Genomic DNA, 16,342 nt, shown 5'->3' with positions numbered 1-16,342 from the left:
TAGCTAAAATCTGCTTGCTATCGCGGTCGCGGAATAGTTCAGATAGCTCATTTAGGTTAGATTGATGGTCTTAAATGTAAATAGCATCCATAAAAAGGCCCCGATTGGTTAACGATCGGGGCCTTGTATCAAATATTCAGTATTACTTTTTATTCTTCACGTATGTCTCTAACCATCTATCCTGTTCCCAGAAGGTATGCATAACTGATTCACGGCTTCTGTATCCATGAAATTCTTTAGGCAACATTACCAGTCTTACGGTTCCGCCATGTCCTTTAATAGCACTATATAACCTTTCACTTTGAATAGGAAAAGTTCCAGAGTTATCATCATCAATGCCGTGGGTTAACAATATAGGCGTCTTGATCTTATTGGCGAAATTAAAGGGAGCCATTTTGTTATAAACTTCTGGTACTTCCCAGAAAGTTCTTTCCTCCCCCTGGAAACCAAAAGGTGTTAAGGTACGGTTATAAGCTCCACTACGTGCGATGCCTGCAGCAAACAAATCCGTATGTGCGAGTAAATTCGCAGTCATGAATGCTCCGTATGAATGTCCGCCGACAGCGATCCGTTTCCTGTCAGCTACTCCCATGTTAACCACATAATTGATGAGTGATTGAGCGTTATCCTCTATTTGCTCCAGGAAAGTATCGTTAGGCTCATTTTTGCCTTCACCAACTACTGGCATATCAGCATTATCCAATATCGCATAACCCCGCGTTACCCAGTATACAGGGGAACGGAAGGCAAGTCTGGTAAATCGGTAGGGAGAGCCTTTCACCTCTCCGGCAGCACTCAGGCTTTTAAATTCCCTTGGATACGCCCAGATCAGCACTGGTAATGGCCCGTCTTCTTTTTTATAATCCTTAGGCAAGTACAAGGTTGCAGACAGTTTAATTCCATCTTTACGAGGATACGATAATAAGGTTTTCTGAACACCTTTGAGGGAAGGGTAGGGATCTGCAAAATCCGTAATTTTCTTTTCAGTCCTGTCTTGAAGACTTACAGCATAGATGTTAGGTGTTTCTTCTGCTGACTCTTTCGAAATGTATACAGTGCCAGTATTGTTGAAGAACACAGGTTCTTCATAAAAGGGAGCCTTTGATTTGAAGAGTGTATCTTGTTTATTTGATATAAGATCCCATTTCATGATAAATGGACGGTCGCCCTGAGGGGATGCGCCGTTGCCTATCGTGAAAACAACAGGACGGGTTCCCTTGTCAAACAGCAAACGATGTGAGGTATGTACAAAACGTCCGGGATCGATATAGGCATTTTCTGATGATGTACCTGGCATTGCTTTAACGACTTTCCCGTTTTCAGGATTGATCACTGTCAGTTTTGTCATCCTTGTTTTACGGGAGCGTTCTTTCACAATAGCGTATTTTTCATTGCCCCATTCTACGCCGCTATATCTGGAAGCGATGAGGAATATTTTTTTGGGAGCAGCTTTAAACGGCGCTTTCAGGGTAAACAATGCATCATGAAAAGGTGTATTGTTTTTTGGGTTTCCCTCATCCTGGGCTTCTGCCCAGGCAAGTGTTTCAGGGGCATCGGCTCTCCATTCATAGGCGCGTGGTCCCGTTGCAACCACGTCAAATCCTGTTGGTAGTTTATCAGCAAGGGGAGCCTGGTATAATGCTTTGACCAATTTACCTGATGCATCCAGAATATCTGTGTTGAGCGGAAAATAGTTGATCGGAACCAGATAAGAATAAGGTTTCTGAACGGTTTGTACCATTAGGTACTTACCGTTTGGAGAATAGGCAACTTTGCTATAGATTTTTGGTACACTGATGTCAGTTGCATTGCCGCTAAGGTCTACAGATTTCAGTTGGGAAGTAAGGAAGTACTCCATCAAACTTTCGTCATAAGGATTTTGCAGTAGGTACTGGTAGGTTCTTGAAGGCGTAACCACACCTAAATTTTCCTGTACAACTGGTCCCGTGGGTACGATACTTTCTACTGGTTGCTGTCCGCGTGAGGAAATTATAAACTGTGCCAGAATATGTTTACTATCGGGATTCCATTGCAGGGTTACACCGAAAGCATCATTTAAAAACTCATTCGATAGTTTTTTAGCCTGTAAGGTTTTTGCGTCTGCATACCATAATTCTACACCTTTCATATCATTATTGGTAAAGGCAAAGTATTTCCCATCGGGACTCCAGGAGATATTTGAAATCCTGTATTTTTCAGGGAGACCTTGAAGTGCCGACTCTTTCCCTGTTTTGATATCCTTGAGCATGATGCTCTCATAGACACCAGCTACTTCAGATTCCGTAGAATTATTGGCAGGATTAATCTTTATTCCAGCAACACCAATCACGGGCTGCGCAACATGTTGCATGGAAGCATAACCCGGTGCTTTTAATATTAGCATGAGGCTTCCATCTTTATTAAACTCTGTCGTTGGGTTGGAAGGGGCATCAACAAGGTCGACAATACTTTTTGGTGGTAGCTGATACTTTAAATTATCCTGTGCATACACACAGGATGTAATACCTGTTGTTAATAACAGGCTTAGGATTTTTGATTTCATACCCATTATAATACGATTAATCTTTGTAGTTCTAAACGACAAGCTGTATGGTATCGTAAAAATTACATTATTTGCTAATGTGTGATCGCTCTTTTGAGGTATTTTAATATCTTGCATTAAATTCTTATCCAAATATTTATCCTTACAGCGCAATGTCAAGTCTCCTGAGATCCACTTCTGCAAGAACAATAGTATGTCTTGCTTTTATATTTTATTTATTCCAGTCTGTTTCTTTATTTGCTCAAAGTCGCAAGGAATTTCTGCTGCAGAATAACTGGAAATTTACAAAAGGTGATATTAAACATGATGGCATTGTCAGGGTTAATGATAAAGATTGGGAAACTGTAAGTATTCCGCATGACTGGGCGATTAAAGGGCCATTTAACGGTAATAATGATGTACAAAATGTACAGATTGAACAAAATGGGGAGAAAGCTAAAAGCTTAAAGGCAGGACGGACAGGTGGTTTGCCATTTATTGGCGTAGGTTGGTATAGCAGATTGCTTACCGAAATCTCTTTTAAGAAAGGTCAGCGGGCAGTGCTGCTGTTTGATGGTGCAATGAGCTACCCTACTATTTATATTAATGGAGAGGAAGCCGGGCACTGGACGTATGGGTACAACTCTTTCTCTGTAGATATTACTTCCTTTCTAAAGCCAGGTATGGAAAACAAGCTTGCAGTACGATTGGAAAATCTTCCTGAAGCCTCCAGATGGTATCCCGGTGCTGGCTTATACCGAAATGTACACCTGCTCATTACTGATGAGATCCATATCCCTGTGTGGGGAACATACATCACTACTCCTGTCATCAATTCCAAATTTGCGAAGGTACTGCTGAAAGCTAAAATTGATGGTGTGAACAGTGGACAGTCTGCCCTGCGGCTAGCGACGGAGATTAAAGATGCAGCAGGAAAGACCGTTGGATCATCCAATTCTGCATTGTCTCCTACTGATGGCAATGAATTTGAGCAGCAACTGATTGTCAATACCCCTGCATTATGGTCACCTGAAACCCCTCATTTGTACACTGCTGTTTCCAGGCTTTACGACGGTGAGACGCTAAAAGATGAGTATACCACGACCTTTGGTATTCGCAGCATCAAATTTGAGCCAAAAAAGGGATTTTCGCTTAACGGCACTTACAGAAAATTTAAAGGAGTGTGTAACCACCATGATCTCGGTCCTCTGGGTGCCGCTGTGAATGTAGCTGCTCTGAGGCGTCAGTTAACTCTATTGAAAGATATGGGTTGTGATGCGATCAGGACCTCTCACAATATGCCTGCACCAGAACTGGTAAAATTATGTGACGAGATGGGATTTATGCTGATGGTAGAATCCTTTGATGAATGGAAGAGCCCGAAAGTAAAGAATGGTTATAGTCGTCTGTTTGATGAATGGGCAGAAAAAGATATGGTAAATATGATCCACCGCGACAGGAATAATCCTTCTGTAGTGATGTGGAGTATTGGTAATGAAGTGCCCGACCAGGGAGCAGTAAATGGAAATAAGCTGGTGACATTTTTACAGGATATTTGCCACAGGGAAGATCCGACAAGGCCGGTAACTATCGGGATGGACAGGATTGATAATGCGCTGAACAATAACTTTGCGTCTGCAGTAGATATTCCCGGCTTCAATTATAAGCCTGCGAGATATGAAGAAGCCAATACCAGATTGCCTCAAGGTTTTATCCTGGGTACAGAAACAGCATCAACGGTAAGTTCGAGAGGGGTGTATAAGTTTCCGGTACAAATGTTTAAGAACAAAGTGTACGATGATAATCAAAGTTCGTCGTACGACTTAGAGTCCTGTAGCTGGTCACAGATTCCGGATGATGAATTTGTAAAACAGGATGATCTCGATTATGTGCTTGGTGAGTTTGTGTGGACTGGCTTTGATTATTTGGGTGAACCAACTCCATATGACGAGAAATGGCCTTCACATAGTTCTTATTTTGGTATCCTTGATCTGGCAGGATTGCCAAAGGACAGGTTTTACCTGTATCGCAGTAAATGGAATACTGAAAAACCTACCCTGCATATTCTGCCGCACTGGACATTCCCGGGTAGGGAGGGGCAGTTAACTCCGGTTTTTGTTTACACTAACTATCCTTCGGCAGAGCTTTTTGTGAACGGGAAAAGTATGGGTAAACAGGTTAAAAATAATAGTTCCAATACAAGCAGATACCGTCTGATGTGGAATGACGTGAAATATGAACCGGGTGTAATAAAGGTGGTTGCTTTTGATATAGAGGGGAAAACTGTTGCTGAGGAAAAAGTGAAGACTGCCGGCAAGCCAGATCACCTGTTGCTGGAGGCCGACAGGACTGAACTAAGTGCGGATGGCACCGATCTGAGTTATGTAACCGTTAAAGTAGTGGACAAAGATGGTAATCTTTGTCCTGATGCAGCAAATGAGCTTAATTTCAAAGTTACAGGTGCCGGTAAATTCAAAGTTAGCGCCAATGGCGATGCCTCAAGTCTGGAGCTCTTCCATCTTCCCCATATGAAAGCCTTCCAGGGAATGCTGGTGACCACAGTTCAATCCGGCAATACTCCGGGAAGGATAACGCTTACTGTAACTGCAAAAGGTTTAAAAAGTGCTTCGGTTATGCTAAATGCAAAGTAAACCGAATCGTTATTTTTGTACTATTGTTACATTTATTCCTTTTTCTTCCAGCTGATTGACAAGCTCAGGAGATATTCCGCTATCAGTTATGATATGCTGGATCTGGTCGAGCGGACAGATTTTTCCAAGCCCCCTTTTGCCAAACTTGGAACTGTCTGCCAGCACTACGGTGATTTGTGCGGCATCCATCATTTTTTGATTGAGCCGGGCTTCCATCAGGCTGGTGGTGGTAAGACCAAGCTCCATATCTATACCATCCACGCCCAGAAAAAGCATACCACATGAGATATCTGCCAGTATCTGCTCTGCGTAAGGGCCCATCACAGAAGATGAGTTTTGTCTGAGTTGTCCACCCAGTTGCAATACTTCCACATTAGGATGGTGCGATAATTCGAGGGCAACATTGAGAGCTGAAGTAATAACTGTAAGTCGTACTTCGGTATTGATCGCCCTTGCCAGCGCCAGCATGCTGGTTCCAGAAGCAATGATGATAGAATCACTATCGCCAATCATGGCGGCCGCTGCTTTTGCAATCACTTGTTTTTCCTCGGCATTGAGCCTCTCCTTTACAGCGACTGGTTTATCATTGGTGTATGGATTTACTTTTGATGCGCCTCCGTGGGTGCGGAACAGCAGGTTTTTATCTTCGAGAAGTTTGAGGTCTTTGCGTATAGTTACCTCGGAGACCTTCATTTCGGAACTGAGCTGCTGCACATTCACATGATCGTTTTCTCCCAGGATTTTTAAAATGATACGATGTCTTTCGGTGATACTTTTCATTTTTTTGGTAGCTGAAATATCTGGTTATCGCCTCTAAAATAACAATAATGCTTTAAGTGCGGACGATAATTACACAAATTGGTTTACTAAAATTCTGAATATACTTTCGATTTGTTTCGTTTTCAGGTTTCGTTGTTCATACAAATATGGGGTTTACAACTAAATTTAGGGCGTTAATTATAATTCTTTTGTTTTGTATTATTTTTATTTGTTTTGAAATGTTTTGTTTTGTAACTTCGATTAGTGAAACGGAAGTTGAACATCTAAATTTTACGAACATGATGAGTAACGAGAGAAATAAAATAATTGAAGGCTTGGCAGATTCCAACACAGTTTGGGATGTGATTATTGTTGGTGGTGGTGCCACGGGTCTGGGAACAGCCCTGGATGCAGCATCCCGCGGTTATAAAACTTTGTTACTTGAACAAATCGATTTTGCAAAGGGAACATCCAGCCGCAGTACCAAACTTGCTCATGGTGGGGTAAGGTATCTTGCTCAGGGCGATGTCGGCCTGGTAGTTGAAGCTTTGCATGAACGTGGCTTGATGCTCAAAAATGCAGCTCACCTTGTGAAAAATGAATCTTTTATTATTCCTAACTATGAATGGTGGGGTGGTATTTTCTATACGATAGGCTTGACGCTGTATGACCTTCTGGCTGGTAAATGGGGATTTGGAAGAGCTAAACATATCTCTAAAAAAGAAGTGGCACGCAGGCTCCCTACTATACAGCAGAAAGGTTTGTATGGTGGTGTGGTTTATCATGACGGACAATTTGATGATTCGAGACTGGCCGTCAATATTGCACAGACTTCCCTGGAACAAGGGGCTACTGTGCTGAATTATTTTAAGGTAACTAATCTGGTGAAAGACGCACAAGGCAGGGTTGCCGGAGTAGTAACGACTGACACTGAAACCGGTACCAGTTATACTGTAAAAGGTAAAACTGTGATCAATGCTACCGGCGTATTTGCAGATGAAATCCTGCAAATGGATAAACCTGGAAACAGGGCAATGTTGCGTCCAAGTCAGGGTATTCACCTGGTGGTGGATATGTCATTCATGCCTGCGGAAGATGCGTTGATGATTCCGAAGACATCTGACGGTCGTGTGCTTTTTGCAGTGCCATGGCATGATAAACTTGTCATAGGAACTACTGACACGCCATTAACCCAGCATAGCCTGGAGCCTCTGGCTTTAGATGAAGAGATAGAATTTATCATGCGTACAGCTGACCAGTACCTGGTGAAGGCGCCGGCGCGTAAAGATGTACTCAGCATGTTTGCCGGTTTGCGCCCTTTGGCAGCTCCTCAGGGTGGCTCTGAAAAAACCAAAGAGATTTCAAGAAGCCACAAGATATTTGTATCGGATTCAGGTTTGATTACGATCACAGGCGGTAAATGGACCACTTACCGGAAGATGGCCGAGGATACTGTGAATAAAGCAATAGAGGTGGGTAAACTGGTAAAGAGACCGGTGAAGACGAAAGATCTGCCTATACATGGGAGTACACCGATTGTAGACCGCAACAACCACCTGTATGTATATGGATCTGACCGTGATGCAGTACTCGCGCTGGTTAATGAAAATAAGGCCTGGGGGGAGAAATTACACCCGAGGGCTGAATATATTGCTGCAGAAGTGGTCTGGGCTGTAAGACATGAAATGGCGAGAACGGTGGAGGATGTGCTGGCGAGACGAGTGAGAATATTATTCCTGGATGCGCGTATGGCTATAGATGTTGCACCAAAAGTTGCTGCCCTGATTGCTGCTGAACTTAAGAAAGATGCACAATGGGAAAAAGAACAGACAGATACATTTATTGCCTTAGCTAAAACATACCTGCTGGAGCCTTACCCGCTACCGGCATAATCAAAAGAACCTAAACACTTTAATTTTTACAACCAAGTATATATAACATTATGGAAGATTTCATTTTAGCCTTGGATCAAGGTACTACCAGCTCTCGCGCTATTGTTTTTGATCATAAAGGCCAGGTTAGGTCTGTAGCGCAACGTGAATTTAAGCAAATATTTCCCCATTCAGGATGGGTTGAGCACGATCCGAACGAAATCTGGTCTACCCAGGCGAGTGTCGCCGCAGAAGCGACGGTAAAACTGGGTATCAACGGAACAAACATCAAAGCCATAGGAATTACCAATCAGCGTGAAACGACGATTGTGTGGGACAGGTCTACTGGTGAACCTATATATAATGCGATTGTATGGCAGGATCGCCGTACTGCTGATTTCTGTGATGAACTGAAAGCACAGGGGCATGAGGATACGATCCGCAAAAAAACAGGCCTGGTCATAGACTCTTATTTTTCGGGTACTAAAATCAGATGGATACTGGACAATGTCGAGGGGGCACGTGAGAAGGCAGAAAAAGGCGAGCTTGCATTTGGAACTGTAGACAGCTGGCTGGTATGGAAATTTACCCGCGGTCATGTACATGTAACTGATGTCACCAATGCCAGTCGTACCATGCTGTTTAACATCATCACACAAGAGTGGGATGAGGAGTTGCTTTCTATCCTGGATATCCCTAAAAGTATGCTTCCGGAAGTAAAACAATCCAGTGAAATCTATGGGGAAACGGCTACAACTATTTTTGCTTCCAAGATTCCTATTGCAGGAATCGCGGGAGATCAGTCGGCCGCCCTGTTCGGACAGATGTGTATCGACAAAGCAATGGTTAAAAATACCTATGGTACGGGATGTTTCATGCTGATGAATATCGGTGATGAGTTTATCGAATCGAAAAACAACCTGCTGACCACTGTGGGATGGAAAATAGATGGCAAAATCCAATACGCCTTTGAAGGAAGTATCTTTATTGCAGGGGCCGTAGTGCAATGGCTTCGCGATGGACTGGGCATCATCAAAACTTCTGCTGATGTGGAGAGACTTGCCTTGAGTGTTGAAGATACTGACGGGGTTTACTTTGTTCCGGCATTTGCAGGCCTAGGTGCTCCTTACTGGAAACCTGATGTCAGGGGTACGATCATTGGTTTGAGCCGTGGCACTACTGCCGGTCATATTGCACGTGCTGCACTTGAATCTATCGGTTACCAAACCATGGATGTGCTAAAAGCGATGGAGGCAGATTCTGGAATGGAAATCACAGAACTGAGGGTGGACGGTGGTGCCACGGCGAATAACCTGCTGATGCAGTTTCAGTCTGACTTGCTGAATGTGAAAGTAATCCGTCCTACGGTACCTGAAACTACAGCGCTGGGAGCTGCTTATCTGGCTGGACTGGCAGTTGGTTTCTGGAAGGATATTGCAGAGATACAGCAATTGTGGAAAGCAGAGAAGGAGTTTGAACCGGCAGGAGATCAGGCTGCGATAAAAGAGCATGTAAAAGGTTGGAAACAGGCTATTCATGCTGCACAATCTACGGGTGACAAGTCTGTTAAATCTGAATAAGTTTAGTTTTTCACGTAAATCGAAAATATTATGTCACCTTTTATAGCAGAATTGCTGGGTACCATGTTCATGATACTGCTCGGCAATGGCGTTGTAGCAAACGTTGTACTAAATGATACCAAAGGAAATAACAGTGGCTGGATGGTGATCACCACGGCTTGGGGCCTGGCGGTCTTTGTAGGTGTAACTATTGCAGGGCCATACAGTGGCGCACATTTTAACCCCGCCATCACGCTCGGACTGGCGATTGCCGGTAAGTTTGCATGGTCAAGTGTCCTGCCGTATATCTGTGCCCAGTTTATCGGTGCCTTTATCGGTGCTTTCCTGGTGTGGATCATGTACTTTGATCACTTCAAAAAAACCAATAACCCGGATTCCATCCTGGCGGTTTTTTCTACCGGGCCGGCAGTGCGTAACTACACCTCTAATATTGCCAGTGAGATCATAGGAGCTTTTGTCCTCCTGTTCACCATCTTTTATATTACCGGTGCAGAAATTACGCCAAGCAAAACTCCTGTAGGCTTAGGCTCCGTAGGTGCGGTACCCGTAGCTTTGCTGGTATGGGTAATTGGTCTTTCGCTGGGTGGAACTACAGGATATGCAATAAATCCTGTGCGCGACCTTGGGCCGAGGATTATCCATGCAATTTTGCCTATTAAGAACAAAGGTACGAGCGACTGGGCTTATGCCTGGATCCCGGTACTGGGACCAATTATTGGGACGAGCATCGCAGCTCTGCTTTATCTGAATTTACATGTCTAAGCTCTTTTTGACAAACAGATAATTTAAAACAAGAATCTGATGAAAACATATTTTAAAGGTGGCCTTCTGGCCACCATAGGGCTGTGCCTTGCCCTGAGCGGAAGTGCTCAGGAGAAAGCGATTGATCAAATTGATAGTACTGAAATGAAGAAAGAAGCGCCAGTTGATATCAGTCTTCAGGTGAGAAATCTTTACACCTGGCGTGGATTTAAAGTTTCCAATGCGCCTATCACGGATGTGGATATGCACTATAACCTGACAAAAGATAAAAGTCTGGCAGTAGGTTTCTGGGGCGGTGCAAGTTTTAACGGGGAGTATACAGAGTTTGACTACTATATCAGTTATACCAAGGCTAATTACAGTTTCTCCATCTGGGATGTGAATAACTTTAGTGATTTCCCTAATGCGAGGTTGTTTAACTATAATCCGAGAAGTACATCACATTTTGTAGATGTAAGGGCAGGCTATAAGTTTGGGGATTCTTTTCCGTTAACTATTAACTGGGCAACGATTATTCTGGGGCGTGATACGCATCCTACAGCTGACGGGGGTGTAAAGAATAGTTATTCCAATTATTCTGAACTGGATTACAGGCTGTGGAAAGATGGGACTACAGAACTTCATGTTTATGTAGGTGGCGGATTCGCCTTTGGCAGACAGGCCAACTTCTATGGAGACAGGCCAAATATTGTGAATACCGGGGTTACTATTAATAAGGATCTGGTGTTGTTTAAGCATCATATGCCGATTGCCGCAACGGCGATGTTTAATCCTGAAAAAAATTATGGAGCACTTCAGCTTGTAGTGAATGTGTTCTAAAGATCATTTCTTTGGTTAGAATGGGGCAGTAGGAAAGATAAGATCGCCTGCTGCTTTTTTTTATTTAAAAGGCTCGATCAGCCCCTAAAGTTGTCTTTTTTACACATCAGCCATAGCATCCCATTGCTTTATCTTTGGATATACTTAATCCGAAAAGCAATATGGCAACTCAAATTTTTGTAAATCTACCGGTAGAATCCCTGGAAAAATCTATAGCATTCTTTACAGAACTTGGTTACACGTTCAATCCTCAGTTTACTGATGAAAAAGCAACCTGCATGGTGATCAGTGATACCATTTATATCATGCTGCTGACTGTGCCTTTCTTTAAAACCTTTACAACAAAAGAAATTGTAGATGCCCATAAGGCTGTAGAGTGCTCTATCTGTTTGTCTGCCGATAGTAAAGAGGCGGTAGATGCAATTGTAGAGAAGGCCAAAGCTGCCGGCGCAACTATACCAAATCCGGCGAGCGACTACGGTTGGATGTACCAGCACAGCTTTGCCGATCTTGATGGTCACCATTGGGAGCATGTTTGGATGGACCCTAATGGAATGCCGCAAAAACAGGTTCAAGGCCTATCACCTGTAGCGACCTCGATTACTGCTGCTCAATTGGGATGTTAAAGCCACTGGCTCTGTACCATTGCAATCGCTTATAGTAATTGAGGTTAACATCATTCTGGAATGGAATATAGCAGGTTAATCCTGAGAATTTATTGATGGGAACACCCAGGAACTTATTCGTGCTGGCCTTATAAAGCATCAGTTTATCCATCTGAGCGTGAATGTTATTTAATGTAGCATAGCTGAAGTTATGATCCAGGAAGTCCCCAAAATCATAAGTTGCTACCGGAAAATTGGTGGTGAAATCCAGTCTCTGCACATTGGTGCTGATCAGCTTATCGCCATAAACTTTCTGCATTGCCATCAGGGATTTCATTTCCTGGGCGAGTGCCGGGAGTTCGCTGGTTTTAATCAATACCACAGTTGCGGATTGCCGGTCATCCGTATACGAATTATAGTATTCATAGTAAGCCCTTGCAATATTGCTTAATCCTTCGGTTCCCTTAAAAAGCATAGGAGTTATGCTTTGATACGGGAAGCTTTCAGCAATAGTTTCGGTCGGGGAAGCGATGATATATTTTGCTTTGTCCTTAAATTCATAAAGTACTTCCACACCACCCATGGAGCATGCGTCAAAGATGATAAACTGCAGATTGTCCGGGACTGCATTTTTGAGCTCGATAATATCAAACTCTTTCCCTGTATCCCGCCCGAAGGATTTAGTGCTGATGCCGGTATTTGCAGGAGCCCAGGATGTGGCATGCGACCAGAGGACCAGGCCATAGTTATTGGCAGGAAATTCTGTTTGGGCATAGTTGATCACGTCCTTGAAAAACTCTGGATCGGAGGTACTATTGTTCTCGAATACTTTGATGGTATCACTAACAATTCTGTTTTCGTCTTCATCAAACTTGATCTTTAAAAGGTAGGACCTGACGCTGCTGGTTTTGATATAAACCAGCAGGATACCATCTAAAGCCTGCGCTCCCTTCTCCATCCTGTTGATGCTGTTGAGTGCATCGTATCGCAAGTCGTTGTTGGCCTCCATGTACACAAGTACCATGCTGTTTACCTTTTCCTTTTTTATTTCAGATTTCTTGCAGGAGAACTGTAGGAAGATTAGTAATAGAACCAGTGCTGGCTTCAGAAGAAAAGATTGAAGGGATTTCATGTATAGCGTTAATTGTTTTCAAAAATAATCAAAAAACAGGTCTGCATTTAACTTTGATAAAGGCTGTTGTAAACTGCGCAAAATGGTTTTCTCACTGGAAAGCTGCGTGTACATACAGATTCTGATACCTGAAAAAACCAAATAAACGATTTATATATCCATTAACTGTCTGATTTAATGGATTCTGAAGTTATGTTAATGAAGCTGAATGACGTTGAGAAGTGCTTTCGCGTTAATATGAGCTTTTTCCTGTTAATGTGCTGTTAAACATGAATTTTGTTTGTGCTAAATCGTAACCTAAGCTTTATTTTGAATTAACAGCGTTCATACACAACCGAACGTTCTTTGTTGCATTAATTAATGCATCCTGACATCAGTAAATTTCTGTGAGCAGGTGCCAAAACATAGACCAAATATCCAAGACCTTATCTGTCTTTGCATTATCTCCGCAACAAAAAAAACAATATAAAAAATGAAAATTAAACATTTACAACTAGCGTCTCTCACTATGCTCGTTATTCTAGGCACATCGTGCCGGAAAGACAATGCTGTTGGAGTAGTGGACGGTACGAAAACGGCTGTTAGCTTCTCTTCCACTATTGAAGGGCAGATTAAAACAAAAGCAGCAGATGGCAGCTGGAGCGCCAATGACAAAATTGGTGTTTACATGAAATCCGGCAGCGGTTTAACCGGAGTTCTGGCGATCAATAAAGCTTACGGCACAAACGGTGATGGCAGCTTTACACCAGTAACCACTGATCAGACCATCTATTATCCTGAAAATGGATCGGCCGTGGATTTCATTGCGTATTATCCATTTAAGGAAACGCTAAATGCTAATAGCGTGCCGGTAAATATCGCAAATCAGAGTAATCAGGCTGATATTGATCTTCTTTATGCGAACAATGCTACTGGTTTATCTAAAACCAGCACTAATGCAGCTCTTGTGTTCTCTCATCAGCTGTCTAAAATTGAATTAACTGTGAAAGCCGGTGCTGGTGTGGCTAGTTTAAATGGCTTAACGGTAAACATCAGCGGTCTGAAAACACAGGCTGATTTTGATCTTGCCACAGGAACATTGACAACTCAGGATCAAGTGGCTACAGTATTAACAAAAACAGGTGTGAAAAATGGTGCTACCGTAGCTGAGGCGATTACGTTGCCTACAACTACAGAATCAGGCAGCCAGGTTGTATTCGCCATTGGCGGCAGAACGTTTACATGGACATTGCCATCGGCAACAAGATTCGTTAAGGGTATGAAATATGCCTACGAAATCGAACTTAAAGGTGAAGGCACAGCTGCTCCGGGTGTTGCTGCAGCAATTAGTGCAACCATCACAAACTGGACCGATGTTCCATCAGGCTCATACAGCCTTGACCAGGAAACTATCGTTACCAATCCACCGGTTTTATCATCTTACATGGAAATGCCAGAAATCAATACTGACGAAAACACAGTATTCGTTTCACATGGTTTCCCTGGAAGAACAGGTGTAAGAAACTATGCGATGTTATACGACAAAAAATATAAACTGGCTTACTGGGTAGCTTATCCAATGCACGCTTCGTACATCGGCAGCTCTGGCAGAACAGATGCCTGGGCTTTTGATCCGGCTATATCGCAGGATTTCCAGGTTAATCTGAGTAGTTCTTTTGGCAATGGCTATGACAGAGGGCACCAGATTCCTAGCGGCGACAGGACTGCAACACGCGACCTGAATGCTACTACATTCTACTATTCTAACATGACTGCCCAGGTTTCTTCTATGAATCAGGGTATCTGGAATAACCTTGAACAGCAAGTGAGAACATGGACCGCACAAAGTGATACGCTTTATGTAGTTACAGGTGCTTCAATCAAAACTGCTGCTGATCAAAATATTACTTATGCTAAAGGATCAGCAATACCTAAATATTACTACAAGGCACTTGCAATGAAAAAGGGGGATACTTACTACACCATTGGTTTCAGAATCGAAAACCAGGTGATTCCTTCCAGCAACAACTATAACACCTATCGTGTGAGTGTAGCAGACCTGGAGAAAGAAACTGGTTACAAGTTCTTCCCTAAGCTGAGCAGCACAGTAAAACAAACAATCGACAATACTATCTGGAAATAATTTAACGCCTTATCAAAACAAAAATGAAAAATCAAAACGTATTCGTAGCAGCAGCACTTTCGCTGTTCGTCATGACCAGTTCCTGCAAAAAGGATGGCACAATACCTAACCCAAATGGTCCCGCAGTAAAATTTGCGGCTTCTATCAATGCTCAGATTAAAACTAAAGCATTAAATGATAAATGGGAGGCAACTGATGCTATCGGTGTTTACATGAAAACCGGAACGGGTTTAAATAATGTATTATCTGCCAACAAAAAATACAGCACTAGTGGTGATGGTGAATTTTCACCTGCTGCTGCTGACCAGTCAATTTTTTACCCTCAGGATGGAAGTACTGTAGATTTCATCGCTTACTATCCATACAGAACTGGCCTAAGCGGAAGTAACTATACAGTTGACGTAACCAGTCAGAGCAGCCAGAGCGCCATTGATCTGTTATATACGAACAATGCTACAGGTTTATCTAAAACCAGCACTGCTGCAAACCTGGTTTTCAGTCACCAGCTTGCCAAAGTTGAATTCACCGTTAAAAACGGTGTTGGAGTTGCCGACCTTAATGGTCTGTCTACTGTGCTGGGTGGCTTAAACACAAAAGCAGATTTCAACCTCGCAACTGCTGTATTGAGCAATGCATCCCAGGCTGTGGACATCGTTGCTAAAACAAGTACGCAAAATGCAAAGGTTGTTTCTGAAGCCATCATTTTACCTACTGCAGATGCTTCTGGTAAAACGGTGACTTTCGTACTGCCTGCAGGTCAGTTTAAACTGACGCTTCCTGCAAACACAAAGTTTGATGCAGGTAAGAAATATACTTATGAAATTGAACTGAAAAACGGTGTACAAACCCCTGTTGCTGTGGCTTTATCAGCAGTAATTACTGACTGGATTACTGTTCCTTCAGGAAATTACACTGTGGGTGAGGATATTATCACTCCGCCGGTAGGTGTTGAAGAAACACTTTATACTGAAACATTCGGTATTGGTGCTGCTACTGCAAGACCTAAGATCGCTGTTTATACAGGATGGGCTAATCCAGGCTTCACTTTTAGCGATACTTATGGTACAACTGACTTAAGAACAATCAGTGCATATCCGGATAACATCCACGCATGGTTCCCGGCTACCAGAGATGCTTCACTTAAAATTGAAGGTATTAATGTCACAGGATTCACTAAGTTGAAGCTGAAATATGAACTTGCTCCAAATGCATCTTCTGCAAGTTCAGTTTCAGACGTTAATGTCATCACCGTCAAAGTAAATGGTGTTGCGGTTACCGTTCCAAGTCGTCAGTTAACCAATGCAGATAACAATAAATTTGTTGCTGTTGAGCTGTCTGACATTCCTGCGGTAGCGGTTAATACTATCGAATTCTATGGTGCTGCAACTGCAAACACTTTAGGTATGCGCTTGGATAACGTAACAGTTATTGGTGTAAGGTAATTAGCGCTATTTCGCGCAGAACAGCCTCAAAAAGCTCCTTAAATAGCCTGAAAACAAATAAAGCCCATCATTAGATGG

11 protein-coding genes are annotated in these 16,342 nt (G+C 42.9%); 8 read left to right on the top strand and 3 right to left on the bottom strand.

What is annotated here, in order from left to right; translation table 11 throughout:
• Positions 1–142: 142 nt before the first annotated feature.
• Complete coding sequence (locus OQY15_RS18735) at positions 143–2,542, bottom strand: prolyl oligopeptidase family serine peptidase (protein WP_265793459.1); 2,400 nt, start codon at positions 2,540–2,542, stop codon at positions 143–145.
• 152 nt (positions 2,543–2,694) lie between these two features.
• Here OQY15_RS18735 and galB point away from each other — a divergent pair, with 152 nt between their 5' ends.
• The gene (gene galB / locus OQY15_RS18730; protein ID WP_265793458.1) at positions 2,695–5,172 is read left to right on the top strand and encodes a beta-galactosidase GalB; all 2,478 of its coding nucleotides are present in this window, start codon (positions 2,695–2,697) and stop codon (positions 5,170–5,172) included.
• Between the two features lie 9 nt (positions 5,173–5,181).
• Here galB and OQY15_RS18725 read toward each other — a convergent pair whose 3' ends face one another.
• Positions 5,182–5,952, bottom strand: coding sequence for a DeoR/GlpR family DNA-binding transcription regulator (locus OQY15_RS18725; RefSeq protein WP_265793457.1), 771 nt, complete (start codon positions 5,950–5,952; stop codon positions 5,182–5,184).
• Between the two features lie 278 nt (positions 5,953–6,230).
• On the opposite strand from OQY15_RS18725, the gene OQY15_RS18720 reads away from it, so the two are divergent.
• The 5 genes from OQY15_RS18720 to OQY15_RS18700 all read left to right on the top strand — a co-directional run bounded on the left by OQY15_RS18720 (position 6,231) and on the right by OQY15_RS18700 (position 11,589).
• On the top strand, positions 6,231–7,823 hold the full coding sequence (locus OQY15_RS18720; RefSeq protein WP_265793456.1) for a glycerol-3-phosphate dehydrogenase/oxidase: 1,593 nt from the start codon (positions 6,231–6,233) through the stop codon (positions 7,821–7,823).
• Positions 7,824–7,873: 50 nt separating this feature from the next.
• Positions 7,874–9,382, top strand: coding sequence for a glycerol kinase GlpK (gene glpK / locus OQY15_RS18715; RefSeq protein WP_265793455.1), 1,509 nt, complete (start codon positions 7,874–7,876; stop codon positions 9,380–9,382).
• Between the two features lie 30 nt (positions 9,383–9,412).
• Entirely contained in the window at positions 9,413–10,144 is a 732-nt protein-coding gene (locus OQY15_RS18710; RefSeq protein WP_265793454.1) for an MIP/aquaporin family protein, read from the top strand.
• A gap of 39 nt (positions 10,145–10,183) precedes the next feature.
• The gene (locus OQY15_RS18705; RefSeq protein ID WP_265793453.1) at positions 10,184–10,963 is read left to right on the top strand and encodes a hypothetical protein; all 780 of its coding nucleotides are present in this window, start codon (positions 10,184–10,186) and stop codon (positions 10,961–10,963) included.
• Between the two features lie 161 nt (positions 10,964–11,124).
• Positions 11,125–11,589, top strand: a complete 465-nt coding sequence (locus tag OQY15_RS18700; protein ID WP_265793452.1) for a VOC family protein — start codon at positions 11,125–11,127, stop codon at positions 11,587–11,589.
• Here the strand turns inward: OQY15_RS18700 and OQY15_RS18695 are convergent.
• Complete coding sequence (locus OQY15_RS18695; RefSeq protein WP_265793451.1) at positions 11,564–12,700, bottom strand: clostripain-related cysteine peptidase; 1,137 nt, start codon at positions 12,698–12,700, stop codon at positions 11,564–11,566. The genes OQY15_RS18700 and OQY15_RS18695 overlap by 26 nt on opposite strands.
• 508 nt (positions 12,701–13,208) lie before the next feature.
• On the opposite strand from OQY15_RS18695, the gene OQY15_RS18690 reads away from it, so the two are divergent.
• Together OQY15_RS18690 and OQY15_RS18685 are read left to right on the top strand one after the other, a co-directional pair.
• Positions 13,209–14,822 carry a fimbrillin family protein gene (locus OQY15_RS18690; RefSeq protein WP_265793450.1) on the top strand — a complete coding sequence of 538 codons (1,614 nt, stop codon included), beginning with the start codon at positions 13,209–13,211 and terminating at the stop codon, positions 14,820–14,822.
• Positions 14,823–14,845: 23 nt separating this feature from the next.
• On the top strand, positions 14,846–16,264 hold the full coding sequence (locus OQY15_RS18685; protein ID WP_265793449.1) for a fimbrillin family protein: 1,419 nt from the start codon (positions 14,846–14,848) through the stop codon (positions 16,262–16,264).
• Positions 16,265–16,342 lie beyond the last annotated feature (78 nt).

The organism is Pedobacter sp. MC2016-15 (assembly GCF_026239695.1).
Taxonomy (GTDB): Bacteria; Bacteroidota; Bacteroidia; order Sphingobacteriales; family Sphingobacteriaceae; genus Pedobacter.
Note: the sequence above shows the minus strand (reverse complement) of the source record. Positions and strands in the feature narration are given on the sequence as shown.

Excerpts from the sequence above, each read along its gene's own strand:
- OQY15_RS18735 (WP_265793459.1), bottom strand. The coding sequence starts at position 2,542 with ATGAAATCAAAAATCCTAAGCCTGTTATTAACAACAGGTATTACATCC.
- galB (WP_265793458.1), top strand. The coding sequence starts at position 2,695 with ATGTCAAGTCTCCTGAGATCCACTTCTGCAAGAACAATAGTATGTCTT.
- OQY15_RS18725 (WP_265793457.1), bottom strand. The coding sequence starts at position 5,952 with ATGAAAAGTATCACCGAAAGACATCGTATCATTTTAAAAATCCTGGGA.
- OQY15_RS18720 (WP_265793456.1), top strand. The coding sequence starts at position 6,231 with ATGATGAGTAACGAGAGAAATAAAATAATTGAAGGCTTGGCAGATTCC.
- glpK (WP_265793455.1), top strand. The coding sequence starts at position 7,874 with ATGGAAGATTTCATTTTAGCCTTGGATCAAGGTACTACCAGCTCTCGC.
- OQY15_RS18710 (WP_265793454.1), top strand. The coding sequence starts at position 9,413 with ATGTCACCTTTTATAGCAGAATTGCTGGGTACCATGTTCATGATACTG.
- OQY15_RS18705 (WP_265793453.1), top strand. The coding sequence starts at position 10,184 with ATGAAAACATATTTTAAAGGTGGCCTTCTGGCCACCATAGGGCTGTGC.
- OQY15_RS18700 (WP_265793452.1), top strand. The coding sequence starts at position 11,125 with ATGGCAACTCAAATTTTTGTAAATCTACCGGTAGAATCCCTGGAAAAA.
- OQY15_RS18695 (WP_265793451.1), bottom strand. The coding sequence starts at position 12,700 with ATGAAATCCCTTCAATCTTTTCTTCTGAAGCCAGCACTGGTTCTATTA.
- OQY15_RS18690 (WP_265793450.1), top strand. The coding sequence starts at position 13,209 with ATGCTCGTTATTCTAGGCACATCGTGCCGGAAAGACAATGCTGTTGGA.
- OQY15_RS18685 (WP_265793449.1), top strand. The coding sequence starts at position 14,846 with ATGAAAAATCAAAACGTATTCGTAGCAGCAGCACTTTCGCTGTTCGTC.